This window comes from Aliirhizobium smilacinae (genome assembly GCF_006335145.1).
Taxonomy (GTDB): Bacteria; Pseudomonadota; Alphaproteobacteria; order Rhizobiales; family Rhizobiaceae; genus Neorhizobium; species Neorhizobium smilacinae.
On the sequence record NZ_VDMN01000011.1, the window covers coordinates 46,560 to 72,504 of the forward strand.

At 58.1% G+C, this 25,945-nt stretch carries 20 protein-coding genes; 11 read left to right on the plus strand and 9 right to left on the minus strand.

From position 1 onward, the window contains the following. The first annotated feature begins 24 nt into the window (after positions 1-24). A complete protein-coding gene (locus tag FHP24_RS27265) occupies positions 25-438 on the plus strand; it encodes a transcriptional regulator (RefSeq protein WP_139679399.1) in 414 nt (137 codons plus the stop codon). A 796-nt stretch (positions 439-1,234) separates the two neighbouring features. Further along, entirely contained in the window at positions 1,235-3,121 is a 1,887-nt protein-coding gene (htpG, locus tag FHP24_RS27275; protein WP_139679401.1) for a molecular chaperone HtpG, read from the plus strand. A gap of 77 nt (positions 3,122-3,198) precedes the next feature. On the opposite strand, the gene FHP24_RS29155 is transcribed toward htpG, so the two are convergent. Continuing rightward, positions 3,199-3,759, minus strand: a complete 561-nt coding sequence (locus tag FHP24_RS29155; RefSeq protein WP_246091970.1) for a hypothetical protein — start codon at positions 3,757-3,759, stop codon at positions 3,199-3,201. A gap of 419 nt (positions 3,760-4,178) precedes the next feature. Here FHP24_RS29155 and FHP24_RS27285 point away from each other — a divergent pair, with 419 nt between their 5' ends. The 4 genes from FHP24_RS27285 to FHP24_RS27300 all read left to right on the plus strand — a co-directional run bounded on the left by FHP24_RS27285 (position 4,179) and on the right by FHP24_RS27300 (position 11,222). Continuing rightward, on the plus strand, positions 4,179-5,072 hold the full coding sequence (locus tag FHP24_RS27285; RefSeq protein WP_139679402.1) for an NAD-dependent epimerase/dehydratase family protein: 894 nt from the start codon (positions 4,179-4,181) through the stop codon (positions 5,070-5,072). A 708-nt stretch (positions 5,073-5,780) separates the two neighbouring features. After that, a complete protein-coding gene (locus tag FHP24_RS27290) occupies positions 5,781-6,533 on the plus strand; it encodes an ImuA family protein (RefSeq protein ID WP_139679403.1) in 753 nt (250 codons plus the stop codon). After that, positions 6,454-7,965, plus strand: coding sequence for a Y-family DNA polymerase (locus FHP24_RS27295; protein ID WP_139679404.1), 1,512 nt, complete (start codon positions 6,454-6,456; stop codon positions 7,963-7,965). Before FHP24_RS27290 ends, FHP24_RS27295 begins: the two co-directional genes overlap by 80 nt. Further along, positions 7,962-11,222, plus strand: a complete 3,261-nt coding sequence (locus tag FHP24_RS27300) for an error-prone DNA polymerase (RefSeq protein ID WP_139679405.1) — start codon at positions 7,962-7,964, stop codon at positions 11,220-11,222. The genes FHP24_RS27295 and FHP24_RS27300 overlap by 4 nt, the downstream gene beginning before the upstream one ends. Positions 11,223-11,278: 56 nt before the next feature. On the opposite strand, the gene FHP24_RS27305 is transcribed toward FHP24_RS27300, so the two are convergent. From FHP24_RS27305 to FHP24_RS27330, 6 genes are all read right to left on the minus strand, one after another. Beyond that, positions 11,279-11,698 carry an outer membrane protein assembly factor BamE gene (locus FHP24_RS27305; RefSeq protein WP_139679406.1) on the minus strand — a complete coding sequence of 140 codons (420 nt, stop codon included), beginning with the start codon at positions 11,696-11,698 and terminating at the stop codon, positions 11,279-11,281. A gap of 13 nt (positions 11,699-11,711) precedes the next feature. Then, the gene (locus FHP24_RS27310) at positions 11,712-12,383 is read right to left on the minus strand and encodes an SOS response-associated peptidase (protein ID WP_139679407.1); all 672 of its coding nucleotides are present in this window, start codon (positions 12,381-12,383) and stop codon (positions 11,712-11,714) included. A gap of 618 nt (positions 12,384-13,001) precedes the next feature. Further along, positions 13,002-13,268 (minus strand): WGR domain-containing protein, encoded by a 267-nt coding sequence (locus FHP24_RS27315; RefSeq protein ID WP_139679408.1) that lies wholly within the window; start codon positions 13,266-13,268, stop codon positions 13,002-13,004. A gap of 533 nt (positions 13,269-13,801) precedes the next feature. Then, positions 13,802-15,757, minus strand: coding sequence for a Ti-type conjugative transfer system protein TraG (traG, locus tag FHP24_RS27320; protein WP_139679409.1), 1,956 nt, complete (start codon positions 15,755-15,757; stop codon positions 13,802-13,804). Further along, on the minus strand, positions 15,678-15,956 hold the full coding sequence (locus FHP24_RS27325; protein ID WP_139679410.1) for a conjugal transfer protein TraD: 279 nt from the start codon (positions 15,954-15,956) through the stop codon (positions 15,678-15,680). Before FHP24_RS27325 ends, traG begins: the two co-directional genes overlap by 80 nt. A 28-nt stretch (positions 15,957-15,984) precedes the next feature. After that, on the minus strand, positions 15,985-16,209 hold the full coding sequence (locus FHP24_RS27330; protein WP_139679411.1) for a TraC family protein: 225 nt from the start codon (positions 16,207-16,209) through the stop codon (positions 15,985-15,987). A gap of 211 nt (positions 16,210-16,420) precedes the next feature. On the opposite strand from FHP24_RS27330, the gene traA reads away from it, so the two are divergent. From traA to FHP24_RS27355, 5 genes are all read left to right on the plus strand, one after another. Then, entirely contained in the window at positions 16,421-20,503 is a 4,083-nt protein-coding gene (gene traA, locus FHP24_RS29515; RefSeq protein WP_139679412.1) for a Ti-type conjugative transfer relaxase TraA, read from the plus strand. After that, complete coding sequence (gene traF / locus FHP24_RS27340) at positions 20,500-21,033, plus strand: conjugative transfer signal peptidase TraF (protein ID WP_139679413.1); 534 nt, start codon at positions 20,500-20,502, stop codon at positions 21,031-21,033. The genes traA and traF overlap by 4 nt, the downstream gene beginning before the upstream one ends. Further along, positions 20,969-22,177, plus strand: coding sequence for a conjugal transfer protein TraB (locus tag FHP24_RS27345; protein ID WP_342782368.1), 1,209 nt, complete (start codon positions 20,969-20,971; stop codon positions 22,175-22,177). Before traF ends, FHP24_RS27345 begins: the two co-directional genes overlap by 65 nt. 13 nt (positions 22,178-22,190) lie before the next feature. Further along, complete coding sequence (locus FHP24_RS27350) at positions 22,191-22,901, plus strand: conjugal transfer protein TraH (protein ID WP_139679414.1); 711 nt, start codon at positions 22,191-22,193, stop codon at positions 22,899-22,901. A 223-nt stretch (positions 22,902-23,124) separates the two neighbouring features. Further along, positions 23,125-24,168 carry a TIR domain-containing protein gene (locus FHP24_RS27355; protein ID WP_139679415.1) on the plus strand — a complete coding sequence of 348 codons (1,044 nt, stop codon included), beginning with the start codon at positions 23,125-23,127 and terminating at the stop codon, positions 24,166-24,168. A 151-nt stretch (positions 24,169-24,319) separates the two neighbouring features. Here FHP24_RS27355 and FHP24_RS27360 read toward each other — a convergent pair whose 3' ends face one another. Further along, positions 24,320-24,643 (minus strand): helix-turn-helix domain-containing protein, encoded by a 324-nt coding sequence (locus FHP24_RS27360; protein ID WP_139679416.1) that lies wholly within the window; start codon positions 24,641-24,643, stop codon positions 24,320-24,322. 262 nt (positions 24,644-24,905) lie between these two features. Then, positions 24,906-25,940 carry an endonuclease/exonuclease/phosphatase family protein gene (locus FHP24_RS27365; RefSeq protein WP_139679417.1) on the minus strand — a complete coding sequence of 345 codons (1,035 nt, stop codon included), beginning with the start codon at positions 25,938-25,940 and terminating at the stop codon, positions 24,906-24,908. Positions 25,941-25,945 lie beyond the last annotated feature (5 nt).

A 25,945-nucleotide genomic window follows, 5' to 3' on the forward strand; every position in this document is an offset into this window, starting at 1 on the left:
AATGCTTCCCAACAGGAGAGAGTGATGGCCGACGAAACCCGCGATAGCGTCAATACCGAGACTTCGACTGCGGAAACAACTGCCCCAGTGGCGGAACCAAAAAAGCTGCGCGCGCCCCGTGGCTCGAAGTCCGCAGCCACTATTGAAACTGATGAGACAACCGCTGATCCAGCGGCTGCGGTCCCGTCAAAGCGAGCGAAAGCAACACGCGCGAAAAAAACGAAGCCGTCCGGAGCAGACGCGAAGCGAGTGAAGCAGACCCGCAAGTCGCGCGCGTCAGCAGCTTTTCCGAATGCGATCGCCGCACCTGTGACAGCATCCGACGAAATGGCGGATTTGCTTCAGCTGGAGGAAGAGAACCAGAAGCTGCGCAAGCAGCTTGCCGAGAAGCTTCGCACTGAGAACGCAGACCTTCGCAAGCGTCTCGGCGTGAGCTGAGCTCGGCAGCGCTTCAGGCCGTGACGACCTCACCTCGGCTCTCTCAGAAGACTGGCGCCTAGGCAGGTAAACATCGCGCCCCAACAAACTGCCAAGGTTGAGCAAGATGGCGAGATCCAAAAACTGGGCCGTCAGTTGTGCGAGAAGCTACGATCTCAGAATGCGCAGCTGAAAAAGATGCTTGACCGCTTCACCAGGTGACGGTGCATAAGGACCAAAAGCTTGCGAGCGTTCCACATCCGGCGATGCCCTGGGGCCATGGAGGGCATCATGGTTGGTCGAATAGTACAAATTCTGCGCGTCGTGGCGGGTGGAGACGACATATGGCTGACGCAACTTTCCGAGGACTTTACGTTATACCGCGACCATGTCAGTCAAAAACGGTGATGCCCTCTGTGTTTACGACATAGACGAATTCGTCCCAAGCTTCCCCATCAGTTGCGAATGTATCGGTCCATTCTGTCACTTGATCATCGGCACTGGTCACCTCAAGTCGCCACCAAAGCTCGACGGAACCCCGGAAAATATCGACTTTCACTGTGATGCCATCGACAGAGTATCTGCGGGATAAGGGGGAGCGTTCGACATTTGGGATTGAATTCATGGTGTCTGCCTGCGGTATGCGATCATTGGATTGTTATTTCGTCCTCCTTTGAGCCAGATGCAAGGGCAACCGCCCCCTGGCGCCGACGGTGTAAACATTCCCGCATCCTTTGAAGGTTATGACTGTGACCATCTTGAAAACGTCCTCTGCGAAAGCCATCTGACGCCCGATTCCACGCAATGGGGTTGACCGATGACGACGACAATAGAGCACCAGCCGGAACAGCGCGCATTCGAGGCCGATGTCAGCCGGCTTCTGCACATGATGGTGCATTCAGTTTATTCGGACAAAGACGTCTTTCTTCGCGAATTGATTTCAAATGCGGCCGACGCCTGCGAAAAGCTCCGGTTCGAGGCGATCTCTCAGCCCCAGCTTTCAGCGGATGGAGGTGAGGCCCAGATCGTGGTGAACCTTGACGAAGAGGCGCTCACGCTCGTGGTCGAAGACAACGGGATCGGCATAAGCCGTGAGGAGATGATCGATGCGCTGGGCACCATTGCCAGATCGGGTACACGGGCCTTCATGGAACGTCTTGAGGCGGCCAAGGGTGGCGAGAAGGCCGAATTGATCGGCCAGTTCGGCGTAGGCTTTTACTCCTCCTTTATGGTTGCCGAGCAAGTCGACGTCATCTCCCGCCGAGCCGGAAGCGATGCCGCGTGGAAATGGTCCTCCGATGGCAAGGGCAGCTATGAAGTGGTTGCTGTCAATCTGGCGGATGCGCCTACGAGAGGAACCCGTGTGGTCCTACACCTCCTGGACGATGCCAAAAAATATAGCAGTAAATGGACCGTCGAAAAGATCATTCGACACCAGTCCGGTCATGTTCCCGTACCGATCAGGCTGATCGAAAAAACCGGCGCCGATCCGGTCCACGTGTCCGACGGTGCAGCACTTTGGACCAAGTCGAAGGGCGACATCTCCAAGCAGGACTACGACGATTTCTATCGTAGCGTTTCCGGTCAGTATGACGAGCCGCTGACAAATGTGCATTTCCGCGCCGAGGGCCGTCACGAATATACAGCGCTGGCCTTCGTGCCGGGCTCTCAGTCCTTCGACCGTTTCGACGCCGAACGCCATGGACGGATGAAGCTTTATGTGAAACGCGTCTTCATCACCGATGAAGCGGAATTGCTGCCGCGCTACCTCCGCTTCGTGCGCGGTATCGTCGATACGTCCGATCTGCCGCTCAACATCTCGCGCGAAATGATCCAGGAAAGCCCGGTTCTGGCCTCAATCCGCAAAGGCTTGACCAGCCGCATACTCTCGACACTGGAGAAGATGGCCGAAGGCGAAGCCGAAACATTCACCAAATTCTGGGACCTGTTCGGCGCAATCGTCAAGGAAGGCATCTATGAGGATTACGAGCGCCGCGAGCAGTTGCTGAAGCTGGCGCGGTTTCGGACAACCGCTTCGGGGGAGGTGACACGGAGCCTGGCCGACTATGTCTCGGCCATGAAGGATGGCCAGTCGGCCATCTATTACATCAGCGGCTCCAGCCTCGACCAGTTGAACGCATCTCCGCATCTGGAAGGCTTCCGCGCCAAAGGTATCGAGGTTCTGCTGCTGACAGATTCGGTCGACAGCTTCTGGCCAACGAATGCACCCGCTTTTGAAGGCAAGACGTTCAAATCGGTAACGCAGGGTCAGTCCGATCTCGACGCGATAGCGGAAGGCGACGGCGCCGCCGAGGACAAGCCAGCGACATCGGCGGATGTGACCGCATTCATCGAGTTCGCGCGCGGGATACTTGGAGAAGACGTGGCGGATGTCCGTGTTTCCGGCCGGTTGACGGAGAGCGCGGTATGCCTCGTCGCCTCCGATCAAGGTCCGGACAGGCAGCTTGAGAAGATCCTGCAAGGGGCAGGGCGTCTGCAGACCGCATCCAAACCAATTCTGGAGATCAACGCCGAGAGCAGGCTGGTGCAGACCATTGCGTCGGTATCCGAAGATGCGTTCCGTGAGGATGCGGCATGGCTCCTGCTCGACGAAGCCAGAATTCTAGATGGTGACAGGCCAACCGATCCCCGTGCGTTTGCCAGCCGGCAGGCGAGACTATTCGAGCGGGCATTGCGGGGCTAAAGCTCAGGGAGAAATGCTGATCACTCCGCACCGCGAGGCTCCATCCGCGGTGAGGGGGCGTTCGATATCGATCATCCCTACCCCGAGCCTGCATCACGCGCGCGTTGGCGGTTGCCCGCCCACTTTCCTCGGCTTCCGCCTCCCTGAATAAGCCCACCAAATCGCTTGAACAGCAACGAGGTGCCATCCTTCAGCTCGTCCAACGCAGCATCAACGACGGGGTTTTCAGCAGACTGGTCTGTTTGATTAGGTATCGCTGATCGATGGAGATGTAGCTCCACCTCCCGACGCTGTTTTTCGTCGAGGGGCTCGATGTTTTCTTTCCAGAACGCGGATGCCATGGCGGGCTCATCCTCCCACTTGCGGGTGCTGACAATGTTGTCGTCGACCTTTGCTCGCCGGCGTCCGCCGAGACGCAAATAGTCTTCAGCCAGCCGACGTGACGGCGTTTGTCCATCGTCGCCAAGAGCAATGTCCTCATCGGTTTCGTCTCTCTTCTCTTTTTCCAAAAATGCCATGAGCGCCTCACGCTCCGGACCAAACGGCCGCTGACTGAGGAAGGCATCCACCGAAGAGCGTGTCTCGTGGCTCCCGGAAGGGGCATTGCCCCGGTGGAGGACGAACAGCACGTAGGTCACCTCGTCTCTTCCAACCAACCACTTATCGCCATTCGAGCTCGAGGCAAATTCCCTTGGATCAGGCATGGTTTCAATCTCCCGTTCGAGGCGTCATGTCATGAGGGCTGTGGAACGCAACGCGCTTTCGAGAGGCCTGGATATGGTTGATAACCTTTGGGCTGCATGCCGGTTCCTGGTCGGATATCTCGGAGACAAAATCAGGCCTCTTGCGATGTCCGAACGATGTTGCCGTCGAGAGACCATGCATCAAGCATGACGCAGCCAGTGCGATGCGACGACGGCGCGCTGATTTCGCAACTTTCCCCGCCCTTGCAAGCGGATCTGAATTGTTATCGTATCGCGGGGGGAATTCCGCGACGTAAGTAACAGCGGTCCGCTGATCGACCGTTTGGACGCGCGTTAGCACAAAGGGGACAGTCATGGGCAAGCGTATCGTATTTACGGGAGGCACGGGCAAGGCTGGGCGCCATGCCGTTCCCAGGCTTTTGGAAAAGGGTCATTCCGTTCTGAATGTCGACCTGAAGCCCTTGGACCTGCCGGGGGTTAACACGCTGATTACGGATATCACCGATAGCGGTCAGGTCTTCAATGCACTGACAACGCATTTTGGCTTTGACGGTTTTGAGAAAGGCGCTCCGCCGTCTGCGCCCGATGCCGTCGTGCATTTTGCAGCCATTCCCCGCGTGTTGATTGAGCCTGACAACAAGACCTTCGAAGCGAACGTGGTTGGCACATACAATGTAATCGAAGCAGCGATGAAGCTGGGTGTGCGCAAGGTCATTATCGCTTCGAGCGAGACGACGTACGGTGTCTGTTTTGCAGAAGGTGACAAGGATTTTCACGCATTCCCGTTGGACGAGAGTTACGACTCCGACCCGATGGACAGTTATGGCCTGTCAAAGCTCGTGAATGAAAAGACCGCGCGTGCTTTTGCTATGCGCTATGGGGCAGATATCTACGCCTTGCGCATCGCCAATGTCATCGAACCACACGAATATCCCAACTTTCCAGGTTTTTTTGAAGACCCTATGTCGAGAAAGCGCAATGCCTGGAGCTATGTGGATGCGCGGGATCTTGGCAATCTTGTTCACCTCTGCATCGAAAAGGACGGGTTGGGGTTTCAGGTCTTCAATGCGGTCAACGACACGATCACAGCAAATCTTCCAACCGCCGAATTTCTCGCTAAATATTGCCCTGATACACCAATTCTAAGGGAAATGGGTAAATATGAAGCGCCACTTTCCAATCGTAAGGCGCGCGATGTTCTTGGCTTTGAGGAAGAGCATCCGTGGAATTTTTGTGTCGCTAGATAGAAGTTCACTGCCCTATCGGTGAGAGATGCGCAATCCGGATGGGTGGTTTCCATGAGCGAGAGCGCACCGGCTCCTGACGATCTAATCCGGTGATCGCGTAGCTTCGCAAACCGCTCTACTGCCCGCGGGGCGGGTTTTTCCCAAGCACTGCGAGCACTTTGACTCTCTCTTCTTCGGACAAGCATAATATGCGATCGTGCCAGAACACGGATGCTTGATCAGGTTCACTCGACGGTGGTTCAAAATGCCAGATACCGTCTAGGCCCGGCACGACGTCAATCTGGCCGCCCAGGCCGCGGTATCCAAATGCCAAGACTTCTGCATCGGTCATAGGTTGCTCGCTGACAGTTTCTGAAGTGGCCATTGTTTCTCAAACCAAAGATTCAGCCTGCCAGAGCCTCCTGCATGTTGCAATGCATGCTGGATGCTTAGCCGGTCCAATTCGTGAAATCGTCTGCCGCGCTTCGTGATTCGGTGAGCGAGAGCACCAGCGAAATTTTTCTCGGATGACCCGTCCAATCGGCACAGCTCTTTAGCGACCTGATTCAAAAAGGGAATCTGCAGAATCTCTAAATTATGAGACTGTCTCCCTATTTTTCACGCGCTTGACTCTTCCCAGCTAACGGAACAGATACAGAACATCAAGTGTTCTGGCGGCATGATGCCGTCCTTTCTAACCCCCGCGAACCGGAAGGATTTCCGCGAACGATGTCGGCTGTCCGCGCCCAAGTTTTGGCAGATCTGCGTGACCGCATCTCTTCGATCGAAGGAGAGGGCACGAAGAAGGCCGGCTGTCTTCCTTTCGGCGTTGCGGAACTCGACGCCATTCTTCCGGGCGGCGGGCTGGCCAACGGCGCTCTGCATGAATTTGCGGGCGGCGGCTCGGGAACGGTGGATGGAGCCGCGGCTGCATTATTTGCCGCGGGAATAGCAGCCAGGACCAGGGGGCCAGTGGTCTGGTGCCTGACCCGACCGGATCTGTTTTTCCCGGCGCTCGCTCAGGTGGGCTTGGATTCGTCGAGGGTGATCTTTGTCGAGTCTGACAACGAAGAGGACGTCGCCGCCAACATGGAGGAGGCGTTGTCGCATGGCAGCCTGGGTGCTGTCGTCGGGGAGCTGGTCAGGCTGCCCATGGTCGTCAGCAGACGGCTTCAGTTGGTTGCCGAGCGGAGCGGGACCATCGCGCTGGCAGTCCGGCGATGGCGGCGGCAAACCGAGGCGAACGACTTCGGTCAGCCGACTGCCTCCACTACCAGATGGCGGGTGAGCGTGCTTCCCTCGCAGGCGCTTCCGGTTCCCGGGATCGGACGGCCTCAATGGTTCCTTGAGTTGATGAGATCGCGTGCGGGCGAGTGTGCTGAGTTTTACGTCGGAGCGTGTGATGACAAGGGTCGTATCCATCTATCTTCCGGATCTGGCCACGGACAGGATCAGGCGGGACGATCCCGCTATTCCGGATGACCGCCCGATCGCAGTCATCACCAGTATAGGAGCCAAGCGCTGGGTGTCGGCGGCAGATAACGCCGCAAGACAGATCGGTGTCAGGGTGGGGATGCCGGCCGCGAAGGCACAGGCGATTTTCCGCGGGCTCATGCTGGTCGATGCAGATCCGGCGGCTGACGCCATGGCATTGGATCGCCTCGGGTCCTGGGCGCTTGGCCACTATTCCCCGATCGTTGCGGTCGATGGCATCGATGGCCTCGTGCTCGATACGGAAGGGGCCGATCATCTCCAGGGTGGCGAGCAACCAATGATCACCGGTATCGTCAACATGTTCCGTGCCAGAAAGCTCACTGCCAAAGTCGCAATCGCAGACACCTGGGGCGCGGCGCATGCCTGCGTACGGGCAATCAAGCGTGATACGGTCATCGTGCCGCGCGGCGAGATTGTTCGCGCCGTCGAGAAACTGCCGATTTCCCTGCTGAGGCTTCCGGAAAAGGTCGTGGCTCATCTGCGAGTGCTCGGCTTCCAATCGATCGGAGAGTTGTCGAACACGCCAAGGGCGCCGCTGGCGCTTCGCTTCGGGCCGGAAGTCGGCCGCCGTCTCGACCAGATGTTCGGACGCATGAATGAGCCGATCGATCCCATCCGAACCGCCGATCTCGTCGAGGTCTCGCGATCGTTCCAGGAGCCGATTGGCGCCGCCGAGACGATCAACAAATACGTCGGCCGGCTGGTCGTGCAGCTTGTTGCCGAGCTTGAGAAGCGCGGCCTCGGTGCGCGGCGGACGGATCTGATCGTCCACAAGGTCGACAACACGATCCAGGCGGTACGGGCAGGAACGGCCAAGCCCGCGCGCGACGTGGCCTGGCTGACCAAGCTCTTCCGCGACCGAACCGAAAAGATTGAACCCGGCTTCGGCATCGAGAAGCTGACGCTGGTGGCCGTCGCCGCCGAGCCCTTGGCGCAAGAGCAGAAGGTTTCCTCGCTTGTCGAGGAAGAGAACAGTGATATCACGCCATTGATCGATGTGTTCGCAAATCGTGGCCAGCGGGTCTATCGCGTGGTGCCCTGCGCCTCCGATATCCCCGAGCGCAGCGTCCAACGGGTTTCAGCGGTTGCGGAATCCGTCGAGGAAGGATGGGCAAGCCATTGGCGGCGCCCGGTCCGCCTGTTCAGCCGACCCGAGCAGATCCAGGCGATCGCGATGATGCCGGACTATCCGCCGGCTACCATCACCTGGCGTGGTAAGCGCCATCGAGTGAAACGCGCCGATGGCCCCGAGCGCATCTTTGGCGAATGGTGGATGCGGCCAAACGAGCTGGACGCTGTCCGAGACTATTTCGTCATCGAGAACGATGATGGCGAGCGCTTCTGGATCTTTCGGTCCGGCGACGGTGTGGACCCCGAGACCGGGTCGCACAGGTGGTTCATGCACGGGATCTTTGCATGAAGTACGCCGAACTCCAGGTGACGTCCCATTTCAGCTTCCTGCGAGGGGCATCCTCCGCACAGGAGCTGTTCGTGGCCGCTAAAGAACTCGGCATTGAGGCGCTGGGTGTCGTCGACCGCAATTCCTTGGCAGGCATCGTGCGGGCGCTCGAGGCATCGCGAGACACGGGACTTCGTCTTGTCGTCGGATGCCGGCTGGATTTGCAAGACGGCATGTCCATCCTCGTCTACCCGACCGACAAGGCAGCCTATTCGCGGCTGACCCGGTTGATCACGCTTGGCAAGGGCAGGGGCGGCAAGGACAACTGCATCCTCCACCTCGATGATGTCGCACTATACGCGGAGGGCATGATCGGCATTCTCGTGCCGGATCTCCCGGACGACACGTGCGCGCTCCAGCTGCGTAAGATGGCAGACACCTTCGGCAGGCGGGCCTATGTCTCGCTCTGTCTCCGAAGGCGGCCGAACGATCAGATGCGGCTCCACGAGCTGTCGAACATGGCGGCGAAGTTTAAGGTTAAGACCGTCGTCACCAACGATGTGCTCTTCCATGAACCGTCCCGCCGGCAGCTTCAGGATATCGTCACCTGCATCCGCGAAGGCACCACGATCGACACGCTCGGGTTCGACCGGGAGCGGTTTGCCGACCGTTATCTTAAGCCGCCGGAGGAGATGGAGCGGCTCTTCCCCCGGTATCCGGAGGCGCTGGCGCGGACGATGGAAATTGTCGAGCAGTGCCGGTTTTCTCTGGAAGAGCTCACTTACGAATATCCCGAGGAGGCGCTGATCGATGGGATGAATGCGCAGCAGTCGCTTGAGCTGTGCGTTCGCGACTGCATCCCGATGCGATATCCGGAAGGCCTTCCCCAGAAGGTGTTGCGATCCGTCAGGCATGAGCTCGATCTTATCAAGGAGATGGACTACGCGCCCTATTTCCTGACGGTCTATAGCATCGTTCGTTTCGCCCGCAGCCAGGGCATCCTGTGCCAGGGCAGGGGATCTGCTGCCAACTCGGCGATCTGTTACATCCTGGGGATCACCAGCATCGATCCGGATACGAACGATCTCCTGTTCGAGCGCTTCGTCTCCAAGGAACGCAACGAGCCACCGGATATCGACGTCGACTTCGAGCACCAGCGCCGTGAGGAAGTGATCCAGTGGATCTATAAAACCTATGGCCGCGACCGGGCGGCACTGGTGTGCACCGTTACGCGGTATCGGGCCAAGGGCGCCATCAAGGATGTCGGCAAGGCGATGGGCCTGCCGGAGGATGTCACCAAGGCATTATCGTCAGGCCTTTGGTCGTGGTCTGAAGAGATTACCGAGCGCAATGTCCGCGAGCTGAACCTGAACCCGGATGACTATCGTCTAGTGATGACACTTCGGCTTGCACGCGAGCTGATGGGGGCGCCTCGGCATCTCGGTCAGCATGTCGGCGGCTTCGTCCTGACGCGCTCGCGCCTCGACGACCTTGTGCCGATCGAGCCGGCCGCTATGGAAGATCGCCAGGTGATCGAATGGGACAAGGACGATGTCGAGGCGCTGAAAATGATGAAGGTGGACGTGCTGGCGCTCGGCATGCTGACCTGCATGCAAAAGGCGTTCGACCTAATCCGGGAGCACAAGGGAGAGGATCTTGATCTCGCCAGGGTCAAGCAGGAGGACAGCGCCACATACGCAATGATCCGCAAGGCCGATACGCTCGGAACCTTCCAGGTAGAGAGCCGGGCGCAAATGACGATGCTGCCCCGGCTGAAGCCCAGGACCTTCTACGACCTCGTCGTTCAAGTGGCCATTGTGAGACCCGGGCCAATCCAGGGGGACATGGTTCACCCCTATCTTCGCCGCCGCGAGGGCAAGGAGCCGGTTGAATACCCGACGCCTGAGCTCGAAGCCGTGCTCGGCAAGACCTTAGGCGTGCCGCTGTTTCAGGAATCGGCAATGAAGGTTGCCATGGTCTGCGCAGGCTTCACCGCCGGCGAGGCCGACCAGCTGCGCAAGTCGATGGCGACGTTTAAATTTACCGGCGGTGTCTCACGGTTCCAGGCCAAGCTGATCGACGGCATGATCAACAACGGCTACACGCGCGAATTCGCCGAGCGGACGTTCAAACAGCTTGAAGGCTTTGGCTCATACGGTTTCCCGGAAAGCCATGCCGCCTCTTTCGCCCTGATTGCCTACGCGTCCTGCTTCATCAAATGCCACTTCCCGGACGCCTTTGGGGCCGCGCTGATGAACTCCCTTCCTATGGGCTTTTATGCGCCGGCTCAGATCATTGGTGATGCGCGCAAGCATGGCGTCGAAGTACGACCCATCTCGGTTCAGCACTCGCGATGGGACTGCACGCTTGAGGAAATCCCCGGCTCTGACCGCCATGCCATTCGACTTGGCATGCGACAGGTCGATGGATTGGCGGTCGCTGATGCGGCGCGGATTGTTGCCGCCCGCATGGAGCGGCCATTTGAAACTGTCGATGATGTCTGGCGACGATCGGAGGTGCCGGCCGAGGCGCTCGTCCAGCTCGCCGAAGCCGATGCCTTCCGTCCGGCGTTTGGCTTGCAACGGCGAGATGCCCTATGGGCGATCCAGGCCCTTCGCGACGAGCCGCTTCCGCTGTTTGCCGCGGCTGCCGCCCGGGAGGAGAGGGCCGTGCCCGAACAACACGAGCCCGAAGTGACGCTCAGGCAGATGACTGAAGGCCACAACGTCGTTGAGGACTATGCGCATGTGGGACTGACACTCAGGGAGCATCCGATATCATTCCTTCGCCGTGATCTTGCCGCGCGCCGAATCGTCACCTGTGCAGACGCGATGAATGCCCGGGACAAGATTTTCGTCTGCGCCGCTGGACTGGTGCTGGTCCGCCAGAAGCCAGGAAGCGCCAAGGGTGTGATGTTCATCACGATCGAAGATGAGACCGGCATCGCCAACATCGTTGTCTGGCCGAGCCTGTTCGAAAAGCGGCGACGGGTCGTACTCGGAGCGAGCATGATGGCGATCCACGGGAAGATCCAGCGCGAGGGTGAGGTTGTTCATCTGATTGCGAGGCAGCTTGAGGATCTGTCCGGAGACCTCGCAGCGCTTTCCGATCGTGATGCCGAATTCAGGCATCCAACGGGACGGGGCGACGAGTTCGCGCATGGTTCACCCGGTGGCGGAGATGCTCGCGACCGGCCGAAGCCGAATAAGGTTCGCGACATTTTCATACCGGATTTGCATATCGACACACTGAAGGTCAAAAGCCGGAACTTCCATTGAGGCGGGTCGCTAACCCTTCCGGCTCCGCCGGTCGAACACCTCAATCATGGCCCTCTTCACGGCGTGCTCCAGGGATGGTTCGGTCCAAATACGGTGACAGCTTTCTGGTCCGCCTCTGGAGGTTCGAATCCTGAGAGGGCGATGCCCAGCCTCGAAAATATGAGAAAGCCGTTTCGCTCCTTTGCGGCATCGTCGCGCTTGCGCAGGGCGGCGACGACATCGCGCTCCTTGGAGGTCATCAGATCGAGGCCGTCAAGAACCAGACCGCCGGAGATCTCCGGAAGAAGATTGATCTCGACCAAGGCGTCATCCACGAAGACCAGAGCGAGGGATGTGTGTCCGTATTCCAATCGCGTCCTGCCGCTCCGGGTTGTCTTGACCGAACCGGGCAGGCCGATCACGGCCTCGACGTCTTCTCGGCTCATGCCGAACCGCAGGTCGGAAAGCCCGGCTCTGGGCGTAATCTGCCATGCCAATGTCTGTTCTCCTTCACAGCGGATTCACCTCGGGCTTTCCGGTGAACCTCGACGAGTTCACATCTCTCGAGACCCGGTGAAACTCCAGCATTCCGTCGAGGTTCTGCTTTTCCAGGAGTTCTTTCGCGCGTGCCCCGCTCGTCGCAGGATCGAGCCATTCCTTATAGGCCGCCGGTTCGAGAATGGCGGGCTGCCTGTCGTGCAGCTGGGTCATCGGCTCTGCGGCGGGCATGGTGACAATGTTGCAGCTGATGATGCCGAGCTTCTCGTTATGAGCCCAAAGCCCGGCAAAGGAGAACGGAGCCCCGCCGGGCTGGTATATCAACCACGGATCCTTCTTTCCGTCATCCTGATTGACGGTCCATTCGTAGAACCCGTCGGAGGGGATAAGGCATCGCTTTGACTTAAATGCGTCCCGGAATGCCGGAGAGATGCCGATGGTCTCTATGCGCGCGTTAAACATCGCACGTTTGGGCAGTTCCTTTGCCCAGAACGGCACCAGCCACCAACGCGCCATCTCAGCCCTTTGCCGTCCATCGGTGTCGTTGTGCACGATGAGAACATCCTGCGTGGGGGCGATATTGAACCGTGCTTCGGTATTGCGACCACGCTCTTCATCCCAGGGAAGATCGTAAAGATCGATGAATGCTGGCCAATCATGCTCTAACGTGAACCGTCCGCACATTTAGTCATCGTCTCCTGATGATCAAAAGGTCCCGATCTAGGTCGCGGTTGGCAATCATCCCAAGCATAAGATGGTCTGCTAATTCGACATAAGGCTGCAGCGACTTCCTCTACGTTCCAGCCTGCATCAACCGTCGATAAGGCGACCTCGGTAAACGGGTTTGCCATTGCCTCCTGGCGCTCCAGGAACCGGTCAAGATATTTGTCAGTCGTCGGCGGCGATATTCTATCCATATCCAGGAGATGTCGCCTGTTTGTTTGACGTCAGTGAGATGATCTGACCCGTGCGATCTCCGCGCTCGGCGCTTTCGATTTTTTCCACTGTTACGGCCGTCGCAATGGCGAGGTCCTCCAGACAATAACCGCAGGCGAGCCGCCTGCCTATGAGCATTTCGACAGCTTTCGTTTGTTGTATGCGTGGTCTATGTCGATCTAAGTTTTGGAATAACCATTCGTCGTGTTGAAAGACACCTGAGCCTCAATTCGCCCTCAAGCTTGCAATCAAGATCCCGTTCCTCGTCGAGATGGAGGTGTTCTTCGAAACCGATTGGGATCGGCGACAATGAAAGCCAAGCGGGCCGTCTCGTACGGCCCGTTTTTCGATCGCCGGGAGTGGTCGTCAGCTCCCAGCTATCAGAGCGGTCTGTCTCGGTCGATAACCCCGTGCACGTTTCTGCTTCGCGAGATCGAGAAACAGATGCACAGCCTCTTCTTCCCGATCGAACAGATGTACCTTCGCCTGGCCCCTTGCTCCGATGCGGCCCCATTTTCTGGTCAGGCACGCCTCCCCAAACAGTGTCTCGGTGATCTCCATGACATAGTAGCGGGCCATATTGCTGGCCGGGTCGGTCCGTTCGACATAGATCTGGTAGGGTTGAGCGAGCATAGCCGAGAATCTGCGATTTCGGGCACGTGGTCCAATGACAGATTTGAATCGGTTACCGACTTTCGATTCACGTTTTTGATATGCGGATGACGTTGGCAGGCGGGTTGAACCAAGAGGGGACGGGCCGATCTTTGATCGGACGGCTCAATGCGCTTCGCTCACCGAACCCGCTGCACGTTTCGTCCGTACGGTAACGATCCTCCCGCGGCAGGACCGAGAACGCCAAAGCCTCCAGGTAAACGCTGCTGTGGCCGACTGGCTGATGATCAGTTGCACCAGCATTGTTGCGCATCAATCCCAAGCTACGCGGTCTTTGAGTTCCAATCTCTCGCCGGCTTGACCGAAGTTCAAGGACAGCTCCAAACCTTACCATCCTCCGTCAGATATGGTTTTCCAGCCCGAAGGGCCGGAGCGGGATTCCGCAGGGAGCACGCGAAGCGAGCGAAGGCATGAACGCGCTCCCCATAGCGCTGAAGAGAATGCCGCAGCTTGTGGAAAAACCTGGCCGAAGGCCGCCGCTTCATGTGCCGGTGTCAGCCGGCTGCTTTCGGCGCAAAGTTTGAGGTTTTTACCCGCGACGCCATCTCATCACGGCGGAAATAGATAGCGCGCCCACAACGCAGCGGCGGGTTTCCGCTAGTGAAAATGATCTGCTCGTCGGTCCGCATCTGTGTGACCTCATGAGCCAGGATCAACGGGCGCTGCGAGAGCTGTTTGGAACGGGTGCGCCCACTGCGGCCACCATTGGAATTGCGCGTCACCTGATCGACTTCTATGGTCGTCGTGCCGCAACGTCTGGAAATGTAGTCGGCAGTATCGGTATCGTTGACCGCCGAGAACGAAACCCAGGACGCGGATTCAAACCACTTGCTCGTCGCGTCGCGTCCCCCAAATGCTTCACGCATCTGGCCGAGCGACTGGAACAGCATCAGCAAGGTGATGCCGTATTTTCGGCCAGCATCGCGGGCGGTTTCGATGATGCGCATATAGCCAAGACGTGCTGCCTCATCGAGGAGGAAGAGAGCGCGTTCGGACACATCGCCATTGCGATTATAGAGCGCCTTCAGGAACGCCCCGATAATCACGCGCGCCATGCCCGGATGGTTTTCGAGTGTCGAAAGATCGATGTTGATGAACACCGTCATATTGCCGGAGGCGATGTCTTCAGTCTGGAAAGCGTTTCCCGATACGAGTGCCGCATAATTCTCGTATGACAGCCAGTGCGTCTCCTTCGTCGCCGTCGCATAGACGCCCGAAAACGTCTGTTCGGTCATGTTGATAAAGGGCGCGACATTCTCTCGCACGAACCGCGATGACGTGTTCTTGTGAATCTTTTCGAGCTTTTTTTGAAGCGTTTTTTCCGGCTGGGCCAGCCGCTTGCGCACCATGCGCAGCGACTTCTCGCCCGTCTTGAATTCGGGATCTTCGTCCGGGTCGTCTTCGATCTCATCGAGATCGGTGAGCATCACGTCGGCGATAACAGCCGCGATGAGCTGCTCGGCGGTGGTTCGGAAAAAGTCGTCCGACCCGGAACTGATGCGCGGCTTTTCGCTCATCAGCCATGCGGCCACCGAGGCGATATCCTCTTCCGGTGTATTGCCGTGTTTACCGATCCAGTCGAGCACGTTGAACCCAATATGGGGCGACCGCGGATCGAGCGAAACGACGTCCTGGTGGTTTCGTGTCCGATGCTCACTGACCATCGGCGCGATTTCGGTCGATGGATCAAGCACGATCATGGACCCTTTGAACTTCAATGCCGTGGGAATGACTACGGACGTGGTTTTGAAGCCGCCCGAGCCGGCGAATACGAGGCCATGCGTAGATCCAAATCCGGCGTCGAAACCAAGCAGGGGCGCTTTGCCGCCTTTGCCCCAGGTCTCCTTTCGACGGGGATCGAAGCCAACCTGACCGATACTATCCTGATCAGGCCGGTAGTTCTCTCCAACGACAATCCCGCCAGTCGGCGGGAAAAGTCTGGCGGCGTGAGACAGGCTCATCCAGTCGTTTGCACCATGGACGGCCCTTGTGCCTTTCAGGCGCTTCGGACCTGTCCGACCGAACGCCATGTTGCCACGCTGCCCAACCTTCAAACCGAAGATCGAGACCAAAAAGCAGCTTGCTGTGCCAGCGATTGTGAACCAGTCGATCAGAGGCCCAAGAATAGCGTTAGGCTGGCTAGCTCGAATTCCGATCAGCCGCGATGCCTCGCCGCCGACGCCCAGCGCCATCGACAAAAGCCCACCGATCAGCACACCCCATCCTGCCCACTGGATGTGCAGCGAGCCTTTCGTGGCGAACAGAAAGACGAGACCAATGAGTGCAGCCGTTGCGTAGGGAATGGCGAGACCGATGCGACCCAATGTCTGGTAGGCTTGCGGACTGGTGCCGAAACCGGCCAGCCAGAATTCAATCCCTTTCATTCCAATTGTAAGTGCCAGCATCAAGGCCGCCGGCACGATCACGAGCATCATCTTCTTGGGCAACATCCTCGAACCCTCTTTTGCCGATGGCTTGCAGCCTTGCCCATTCTCCTTCAACCTCGTTCAGGTGATTTGGGAGCTCCATCAGCCAACCGAGCAATACGGCTTTGTCGATATCCCGAAGTCCGGCTTTGACCACCAGGCCGCCAAGCTGGATCTTCTCGCGCGTGTCCTTTTTGCGATCCTCGTTTCGGGCCGACTGCAACTGTCTCTCCTTCTGGGCGATACGGCCTCTAAGCCGTCGTGTTGGACAGTTGCGACGAGGATTGAAATCGTGCGGCCAGTTCTTTCAGCGCCGACACGAGAACAGCGTCATCGATATCGATCTCATGCAATCCGGCTTTGACGGCGAGCGATCCGAGGCGTTCTGCCTCTCTCGCTTCTGCCTCTCTCAGCTCAGCCTTGAGCGCTTCCATGGCCGCTTTGATCTCAGCGGGCGATTTGGTTCTCTTTGCCATCGGGCTTGCTCCTTTCTCTTTCCGATTGTTTTTGGGGGAAGCGCCAGCTTCCTTCAACCACAGATTTCTGCGTTAGCTGAAATCAACTTTACAAGGCACCGGCCTTGCCGGTACTTTTTGTTCTGTTTCTAACAGCGCAGTAATACGTTGCTGCGCAACGTCTGCCGTAAGCGCCCCTTAGGTGGGCGCTCTTTGTCCGGAGATTTCTCTCTTGGCGATTACGCATTTCACCCCCCAGATCATCAGCCGCGGTGAAGGCCGATCGGCAGTTGCCGCGGCCGCGTATCGTCACACCGCCCGCATGGAGAACGAGCGGGAAGGGCGGGTTGCGGACTTCTCCAACAAGCCCGGTCTTGTCCATAGCGAGTTTGCGCTACCGGACGATGCGCCGGACTGGGCACGAGCGCTGAAGGACGGCAAGACACCGGCGCAGTCGTCCGAGGCGTTCTGGAACAAGGTCGAAGCGTTTGAGACGAGGAAGGACGCGCAGCTCGCCAAGGAATTCATTCTGGCAGTGCCTATCGAACTTTCGACCGAGCAGAATATCGCGATGATGCGGGACTTCGTATCCTCCGTCGTGACGGCTCGAGGCCTTGTGGCCGATTGGGTCTACCACGATGCAACGGGCAATCCGCATCTGCATTTGATGACGAGCTTACGACCGTTGACCCATGACGGATTCGGAGGAAAGAAAGTCGTCATTCTTGATGAGAACGGCCAGCCGCAAAGATCGAAGTCCGGTCAGATTCAGTACAAGTTATGGGCTGGCGACAAGACCGACTTTCTCGAATTGCGAGATGCCTGGTACTCCATGCAGAACAAGCATCTGCGCCTGAACGGCCATGACATTCGCGTCGATGGGCGCTCCTATGCCGAGCGCGGGATCGGGCTTGTGCCAACGCCGCATATTGGCGTTTCGACCAAAAACATTCAGCGCGAGGCGGAGGCGGAGAGCCGCACTATCGATCTCGAACGACTGGCGTTGCATCAGGCCGCACGGCGCGAAAACGCGCACCGGATCGAGCAGCGGCCGGAGATCGTGCTTGATGCGATCTCGTGGGAAAAAACGGTGTTCGACGAGCGTGATATCGCCAGGTATCTTCATCGTTATATTGATGACGCCGGCCAGTTTTCGAACCTGATGGCGCGAATCCTGCAGAGCCCGGAGCTTTCGCTTCTGGAAGCTGAAGAGGTTGATTTCGCGACCGGCGAAATTCTGCCGAACCGCTACGCCACCCGCGACATGATCCGCATGGAGGCGGACATGGCGGACCAGGCACAACGTCTTTCGGTCGTTTCCGGCTTTGACGTTTCACGCTCGACACGCAAGGAAGTCTTCGCTGCCAATGCCAAGCTTTCCGACGAGCAGAAAGTGGCGATCGAGCGCATTACCGGTGACGAGCGGTTGTCGCTTGTGGTCGGCCGTGCCGGCGCCGGCAAGACCACGATGATGAAAGCCGCCCGCGAGATTTGGGAGGCGAATGGCTACAAGGTCGTCGGCGGGGCGCTTGCAGGAAAGGCGGCGGAGGGGCTCGAAAAAGAAGCTGGCATCAAGAGCCGCACCCTGGCGTCTTGGCAATTGCAGTGGAAGGAAGGCCGGTCTGCGATCGACAACAAGACGGTCTTCGTGATCGACGAAGCGGGCATGGTCGCCTCGCGGCAAATGGCAGAGTTTGTGTCTGCTATCGATCAGGCGGGAGCCAAACTTGTCCTGGTTGGCGACGCGGACCAATTGCAACCGATTGAGGCGGGCGGAGCCTTCCGCAAGCTTGCCGACACCATCGGCTATGCCGAGTTGGGTACGATCTGGCGCCAGCGCGAGCAGTGGATGCGTGATGCGTCGATGGATCTTGCGCGCGGCAGAGTCCGAGAAGCGCTGAGCGCCTATCACGAGAAGGGTCACGTGAAGGAAGCAACCACCAAGGCGGATGCGATCGCTGCCCTGGTCAGAGACTGGATTGCCGATTACGACCCGGCCCGGTCCAGCCTGATTATCGCCTATATGCGCAAGGACGTCCGGGCGCTCAACGAGCAGGCCCGGGCCGCGTTGCAGGAGCGCGGCGTCATTGGGCATGGCGCAGAGTTTCGCACCGAGGACGGTATGCGGAATTTTAGCGCCGGCGATCAGATCGTTTTCCTGAAAAACGAGAAGTCGCTTGGCGTCATGAACGGCATGATCGCCCGCGTCGTAGAAGCCGAGAAGGGCAAGATCGTCGCAGAAGTCGGCGGTGAGGGGCGTGGCCCCGGCACGTCGCGCCGTGTCGAGATCGATCAGGCTTTCTATCGCAACGTCGATCATGGCTATGCCACCACCATCCACAAAAGCCAGGGCGCGACCGTCGATCGCGTCAAGGTTCTGGCCTCGTCCATGTTCGACCGCCATCTCTCCTACGTCGCGCTCACTCGCCACCGAGACAGCGTGGAACTTTATGCCGCGGCGCAGGAGTTCGCCCGTTACAGTCGTGTCGACCATGCTGCCGGCATTACCGGCACGCTCGTCGATGCTGGCATGGCGAAGTTCCGCGAAGGCGATGATGTAAAGCCTACGCCTTATGCGGACCTGGTTGATGCTGCCGGCACGACACATCGCCTGTGGGGCGTCAGCCTCCCAGATGCCATGGAGAAGGGTGGCGTGACCGTTGGCGATGTGCTGACGCTGCGCAAAGATGGCACCGAGGAAGTCGTTATCAAGATACCGGTTGTGGATGAGATAACGGGAGCCAAAACGTGGGAAGAGCGCGTCGGCGAGCGCAATGTGTGGACTGCAACGCTTGTCGGTGATCGAGATCCAGCCGCGCAGAGTATCGCGGCTGCGCACCTCTATTCCACGGGTGGTCGTGTCGATCACAGCGCCGGCATTGTTGGTGAACTGGTGAAGACAGGCAAGGCTCACTTCCGCGAGGATGAGAAGGGCCGCGAAACGCCACATGCCGATATTCGCACCCCCGATGGCGCGGTCCATCGCGTGTGGGGCGTTTCCTTGCCGAATGCTATTGCGTATTCCGGCGCTGTGGTTGGCGACACCGTTCGTTTGCGCCGCGATGGTGTCGAGGACGTCAATGTTCCGGTGCGTAAAGGCGATCCAGCGACGGGCAAAACCACGACCACATGGGAAAGCGCCCAGCGCAATTTGTGGACGGCTGAGATCATCGAGACAGCCGCCGCCCGGGCCGCTCGCGTCGATGCCATCCCGCAGCAGCCGGAACAATCGAAGATTTTGACCCAGCTTGTCGCCCGTACGTCGCGCTCGGGCGCGAAGACGACGACGCTCGACTTTGCGGGCTCGCGCCACTACGGCCAGGCGCTTGATTATGCCAACAATAGAGGCTTGTATGGGCTTCGGGTTGCCAGGGCCCTCGCCAGGGATCAGGCTCGCTGGATCAAGTTTCAGCGTGACAGGATCGCAGCAGCAGGCGCGAAGCTTTCGCAATTCATCGAGCGCTTCGGCCAACACCAGGGCCAGACCGTTTTGAACCGGGCTGCCCTGGCGGCAGCGCCCAGCCGGCCCTGGCTGCGCGGTATCGCGACCTGGGCGAGTTCCATCAAGCAAGCTGTGGAGACAAAAGTGCAAGGCGATGCGACCCTCACCGTTCATTGGACCAAAATCAATGAGCGCATGAAGTTCATCTACGAGAAGCCGGATGATGCGATGAAGGCAATGAATCTTGCCCCAGCCCTGAACGGTAACGATACGACCGCCAAGGCCGCTCAGGACCGCATTATCAACCAGCTCGCCACCAATCCAGAGGCGTATGGTGCGATCAAGGGTAAGACCGGCCTGCTGGCGTCCACTGCGTCCAAGGCCCAGCGACAAAATGCATTGTGCCATGTCGATCCGTTGGCGAAATCGATCAGAGACTATGTCCGCATCCGTGCCGAAGTGCAGGAACTGCACACCGGCACCCTGTCTCAGGAGCGAGATCGCCAGCGCGTCGATGTGCCTTCGATTTCCAATGATTCCAGCCGTACTCTCGAGCGCATCCGCGACGCGATCGATCGCAACGACCTGCATTCGCATCTTGGCTTTGCCCTTTCCGACCGTATCGTCAGGGCCGAGATCGAGGGCTTGAACAAGGCGCTCGATGAGAAGTTCGGGGCGAACACGTTCAGCAATGCCGAGCCAAAAGGCCGGAAGTTTGATGCCGCGGCGGCAAAGGTAATGCCGGAGGATCAGGCGAAGCTCGCTCAGGCATGGCCGCTGTTTAATGCGGCGCGCAAGGTAGCCTCTCATCAGAGGGAGCAAGCGCAGGCGCAGGCGAAGGTACAAACCCAAAAGCCGGGGCTGACCCGTTGAGTACCCGTCGCAATGCCCTCGTTATTCTTGGCGCCGGCGCAATCTTGATCGGTGGCATCGCCAGCGCGTTTGCTTTCGGCGGCTACCGCATCAACTTCACCCCCTCCTATAATCTCGGGCTTTGGCAGATTGTCGCCTTGGATCGTGAGGTTAGGGCAGGGGATCGCATATTCATCTGCCCTCCAGACGGAAAGGCCGTCGAGCTGGCGCTTGAACGCCAATACCTGCCGCGTGGCCTTTGCGCATCCGGAAGTGGCCCGCTTATCAAAACTGTTGCGGCTACAGCTGGTCAGTCGGTCGAGATCGGCGGCCAGGTCATTATTGAAGGTAATCTCCTTTACTCGTCTTGCGTCCTCACTGCCGACGCAGAAGGCCGGCCCATGCCGGTCTATGCCGGTGGCACAATTCCCGAGGGCACGGTTTTCCTGCATTCCGAATTTGTTGGTTCCTATGACTCGAGATACTTTGGCCCACTTCCAGCCGACGGCACGCTTGGCCTCGCGCGAGAAGTTCTCACTTTCGCTCCGTAATCTGGCAATCGGCGCGGCGTTCATCGCTGGTGGCGCTGTGACAGGCGCCATCGGTTGGAGTGGTCACGCAATCCTGTTTCCCATCGGCGTTGCCTTTCCTGCGCTATGGGCATTCGCCCCCTCGCGTACCGTGGCGGCGCCTGTGGCGGCCGCCCATTTTCTGGGAGCATCGCGTGACCTTCCAATCGGAACATCGATCTTCTTTGGCGAACAGCTCGCCATCGGAATATCACTCTGGCTGTCCGCGTCGATCCTGTTCGTTCTGATTCACGCTCTGCTTTGGACCTCGAAAGGCGGCTGGAACCGTCCGCTGCGCTACGCGATCGCCGCTATTGTGATGAGCTTGCCCCCATTCGGGATCACCGGATGGGCAAGCCCGATCACGGCGGCAGGGATTCTGTTTCCGGGCTGGGGATGGCTAGGGCTGGCCGTCATGGCGACCGGCCTTCTCGTCATGACGACAAGAGCATGGCCGGCCGCTGCTGTCGTCCTCGGGGGTTTTTACGGCTGGTCTGCCGCAACGTGGACGCCCCCAGCCCTACCGGACGGATGGGCAGGGATCAACACCGAGTTCAAGTTCACCGCCCAACGTCAGTATGCAGATTATTCCCAACACATTGAGACGATAGGCATGGTCAGGGAAGCCGTAGGGCAGGGCGCGCGAACTGTCGTTCTCCCGGAAAGCGCCCTTGGCCTTTGGAGCGGCACGACCGAGCGCCTCTGGAGCCGAGAGCTTGCCGGCCTCGATGTTCGCGTGGTCGGTGGCGCGGCTGTGGTCGATCACACCGGCTACGACAATGTGATGATGGAGTTGACCCCGGAAACATCGCAGGTTCTCTACAGGCAGCGAATGCCGGTCCCCGTCTCGATGTGGCAGCCGTGGACGTCAGGTGGCGCGCACGCTCAATTCTTTGGCGGTCCATATGTGATGATTGACGGGAGACGCGCGGCGCCACTCATCTGCTACGAGCTGCTTTTGGTCTGGCCTGTCCTGCAATCCATGATGTACGAGCCCGATATGATCGTGGCTGTCGGCAATGGCTGGTGGACGGGCGGCTCCAACATCGTTCCCATCTTGAAAGCGAGCGGGGAGGCTTGGGCCTCGCTTTTCGATATCCCACTGGTAATGGCATTCAACGAGTAAGAAAGGATCTGCCATGATCGATGCCGCATTCATCAAACAGTGTGCCGATCCGAGGCTGAGCGTCGAAATCGTTCAGCAGTTCGTGCAAGAGATCGGTGTGACTGACCCCCTTCAGGTCACCGTAAAAAGCGGTAACCGCACCTTCGCCGTGCCGAAGCCGAAAACTGTCGAGGAGGCTAAGGACCTCACCATACAGTATCTAGGCCAGGCCGTCGTTCGCGTTGGCCTCACGCGATATCCCGCTGGATATGGCATCCAGAACGCCGATGAGCTGAACATGGACCTGTTCGAACCTTGCGAAAATCTTCGGATGGGAACCGCACTGTTCAGCAAGGTCTACCGGATCGTGACGAAATGGTATGGGAACCCCCGGCCAGAGGCATTCGAGGACGCGATGCTTTCTTATGCCAGCGGATATTTCGAGGGCCAGAACGTATTCAAAGCCGAAGACCCCGGCAGTGTTGCCGTCTGGAAGCCTACCCCGGTCGAGCAGCTTTCCGCAGCTCAACTCCGCATCAGGGGTGAAGATGTGCCGGCGCAATCTTCCGATCCAGTCAGTGAGGTCATGGCCGTAGCTCCGGGTGCAGACCACACGGGCTCCCTGGAAGGGCAGGGAGTATCAGAACCGCCGTTCAGCAATCAGGATCCCAACCGGGCGCCGATGCGGATCAACCTGACCGGCATCAAGGTCCATAACGTTGAACTGGGCTCCACTGCAAAATGAGTGGTCATATCGTCGTTTCTGTCATTCCTTGCGCTTTGCAATGCCACCCCGCCACTCTGCGCATTTGGACATGGGGCTTCTTGCACCGACGGTCGAGGCGGCGATTGGCACGCTCGGCGTCTATCGCGACAGCTGAGCTCAGGGACCCTCCACACGAAAGCGGCAGAGTAGAAAGGACCGCGGAACAACGGTATTCCTAGACGAAGCAACGCGCGGGGCCACTATGCCAACGATATTCATCAGCCATGCGACAGCCGATCAGGCATTGGCTCACCTACTTGTCAATTTCCTTAAAGAAGCGATCGGCGTGCCGGAGCGCTCCATCTTCTGTTCCAGCATCAGCGGGCACGATATTCCGTTGGCTGCGGACTTTAACCAGTACATCAAGGACATGATCAAAGAGCCTGAATTGGTCATCATCCTAATGACCCCCACCTATATGGAACGCCCTTTTTGCCTCATGGAACTTGGAGCGACATGGGTTCGCTCGCATCAGGCGGTTCCGATTGTTGTCCCTCCCGTCAGCTATGGCGACGTTACACGGACACTTGGCCTGACGCAGTCGTGGGAAATCACAAAACCCGAGGGTTTGCAAAAGCTCCGCGAGAAGGTCAGCCAAGCTTTTCCGGAAGCCATTATCGAGTACCGTTCACCTCAGACCTGGGACGCGAAGCGCGAACGCTGGAAGCAACAATTGCCGGACATTCTGGATGCCCTGCCGGGATCCTCTTTCGTCGAAAAAACGGTGTTTCAAGACGCTCAGCGCCTGATTGCAGATCAGGCGCGCGAAGTGCAAGAGCTCGCCCAGAAACTGGTAGAGAAGGAGGCCGAAATCATTGTCGCGCGGGGCAAGCTTGAGAACCTGATAGGATCGGGGCGGGTTTTGGTCATCGAGGATGAGCCCCTGATCGCGCTCGATCTGGAGCAACTGCTCACCGACGCAGGGTTCAAAGTGATAGGTGTCGCCCAGACTGGCGGCGAGGGACGAAAACTTGCCGAGCGCCACATCCCAGAGTTCATTGTGTCGGAGATCCAGTTCAAGGACGGTACCAACGGAAAGCGAATGCTGTTCGATATTGCGGAGAAGATTGACTGTGCGTTGATAATGGTCACGGCCTACCATGAGCTTCTTTTGAAAGAACCTCGTCCGATCGGCTACCTCGTCTCAAAGCCACTCGAACCGGCGGAATTCACAAGCGTCATGTACAAAGCGGCCCGCGAGCGGCAAGAGTATTCAGAGATTCGCGCGAAGCTGACTGCTCGCTGATCCGTTCTGAGGTCTTGATAGGTGTTGAGGTTATTCGGCTGGACGCGCGCCTTACGCCCTTCGCAAAGGGAGGGCGGGAAAAGGCCGAGCAGACGCATTGGGTTTCGGCCGGAATCATAGCGTATCGATCGCAGCGTCGGCAATCAACAAGCTAGTATCCCTCCGGGCTGGATAGGTATTCCTGATGGCGGTTCAGGGCCGCTGTTGGCTTGTTTTCGATCTTGTGTTCCAGCGTCAGATCTTCGAAAAAATAGGTGATCGGCACGCTTAGAACGGTAGCAATTTCGTACAGTTTGGAAGTGCTGATACGGTTGGCTCCGCGCTCGTATTTTTGCACCTGCTGGAAAGTGAGTCCGAGCCCGTCCCCAAGAGTGCTCTGAGACATTCCCAGCTGGTTACGCCGCATGCGAACACGCTGGCCCACATAGATATCAACCGGATGTGGACCGTCTTGCGTCGTGTCGTCTCTGCTCATTAATCCCTCTCGTCTAGGCATGTGGCTCCGCCAGAGGCTGTTCTTGGTCGATACGATGAAGTACCAAGAATCGCGTCTGGGAGTAGATCGTCTGCGGTATAGTCAGGTTACCAGCGCATCGAGGGGAGGGCCAAGCGCCAGCGCTAAGAATATCTTTGGATGAGCCTGGGGAAATGACGCAGTCAGGTTTCACAAATCTCGTATGCGACGGGCCATCTTGCCCGGTGAAATAAGTGCCCTTTCGCGTCCAGTACCAGACCGATCAAAGGGCAATCGCGAGGCGGATAGCCTTGTGATCAGAAATGTTATCCATTGGGAGCACATCATAGACCAAACTATTCACGCCGGGAGATGTGAAGATATAATCGGGGCGCCAGAGAGAGAGGCCAAATATCGACCATGTCATGGGGTTGCTGAAGCCAGCCGCCAGTACGCTATCGCATAATTTGCCTGTTGCCGATCGGAAGTTTGCCATCGACGTGGTAGAATTGAAGTCTCCGGCTAGGACAACCGGATACGGGCTTTCGTCAATCGCTGCACTCAATTTTTTGAACTCTTCACGGCGTACAGAGAACCGGAATCTTATGAAGTCATAGAAGTCTCGATCGCGGGCGTCTAGGCTCAGCGATAGATGCACCGGTATGTGCACGTTGATGATCCTGATGACGCGCGTTGAGGGGGTAATTATATCAACGTAGAGAAAAGGTATTCTCGCATCATCCTTATTATCCGACAAGACCTCCAAATTCGTTGCGATCATCAGTTCACCCTTGCGGATGATGTTGCGATAGCTTGACCACGGAAAATCTGGAGGTGTGTAGGCGACGTACTTTTGGCGAACGTCGCTTTGGACTTCTTGAAGTGCGACGACGTCTGCATTTGCCCGTAGAATATTGGTACCAACGGTCGAATACCGACCATCGCCCCAGAACTCGGTATTCCAGCTGAGGACCGTAATTGGGGGCGAAGTTGTAGGAGAAGGTTTGCACTCAGGCCGGGGGAAAAATTGGTGGGCTACGTCTGTCTTAGGCAGGCACACGACGAGAGCTGACACCAATGTAAGTGACCACGCCCAGCGCCGGTAGCGCATAAATGGAACCGTCGCAGAAAGAAGAACGGGAACAACGATCAGAACAGATGTTGGAGTGCTATCCCAAGGCACCCAAAACCATACAAACGGGTCGGTTGCTAGCCAGAAAATGAGCAGAATTGACCATGTGACCGTAGCTATCTGGCCTAGCTTGCCGATGCGAGAGTCTTTGGAACGTTGTCCAGCGAATGTGGTAATTGCTGCCATTATCG

Coding starts and splice junctions, on each gene's coding strand:
- FHP24_RS27265 (WP_139679399.1), top strand. CDS start 25: ATGGCCGACGAAACCCGCGATAGCGTCAATACCGAGACTTCGACTGCG.
- htpG (WP_139679401.1), top strand. CDS start 1,235: ATGACGACGACAATAGAGCACCAGCCGGAACAGCGCGCATTCGAGGCC.
- FHP24_RS27285 (WP_139679402.1), top strand. CDS start 4,179: ATGGGCAAGCGTATCGTATTTACGGGAGGCACGGGCAAGGCTGGGCGC.
- FHP24_RS27290 (WP_139679403.1), top strand. CDS start 5,781: ATGTCGGCTGTCCGCGCCCAAGTTTTGGCAGATCTGCGTGACCGCATC.
- FHP24_RS27295 (WP_139679404.1), top strand. CDS start 6,454: ATGACAAGGGTCGTATCCATCTATCTTCCGGATCTGGCCACGGACAGG.
- FHP24_RS27300 (WP_139679405.1), top strand. CDS start 7,962: ATGAAGTACGCCGAACTCCAGGTGACGTCCCATTTCAGCTTCCTGCGA.
- FHP24_RS27310 (WP_139679407.1), bottom strand. CDS start 12,383: ATGTGCGGACGGTTCACGTTAGAGCATGATTGGCCAGCATTCATCGAT.
- FHP24_RS27315 (WP_139679408.1), bottom strand. CDS start 13,268: ATGCTCGCTCAACCCTACCAGATCTATGTCGAACGGACCGACCCGGCC.
- traG (WP_139679409.1), bottom strand. CDS start 15,757: ATGTTGCCCAAGAAGATGATGCTCGTGATCGTGCCGGCGGCCTTGATG.
- FHP24_RS27330 (WP_139679411.1), bottom strand. CDS start 16,209: ATGGCAAAGAGAACCAAATCGCCCGCTGAGATCAAAGCGGCCATGGAA.
- FHP24_RS27350 (WP_139679414.1), top strand. CDS start 22,191: ATGATCGATGCCGCATTCATCAAACAGTGTGCCGATCCGAGGCTGAGC.
- FHP24_RS27355 (WP_139679415.1), top strand. CDS start 23,125: ATGCCAACGATATTCATCAGCCATGCGACAGCCGATCAGGCATTGGCT.
- FHP24_RS27360 (WP_139679416.1), bottom strand. CDS start 24,643: ATGAGCAGAGACGACACGACGCAAGACGGTCCACATCCGGTTGATATC.
- FHP24_RS27365 (WP_139679417.1), bottom strand. CDS start 25,940: ATGGCAGCAATTACCACATTCGCTGGACAACGTTCCAAAGACTCTCGC.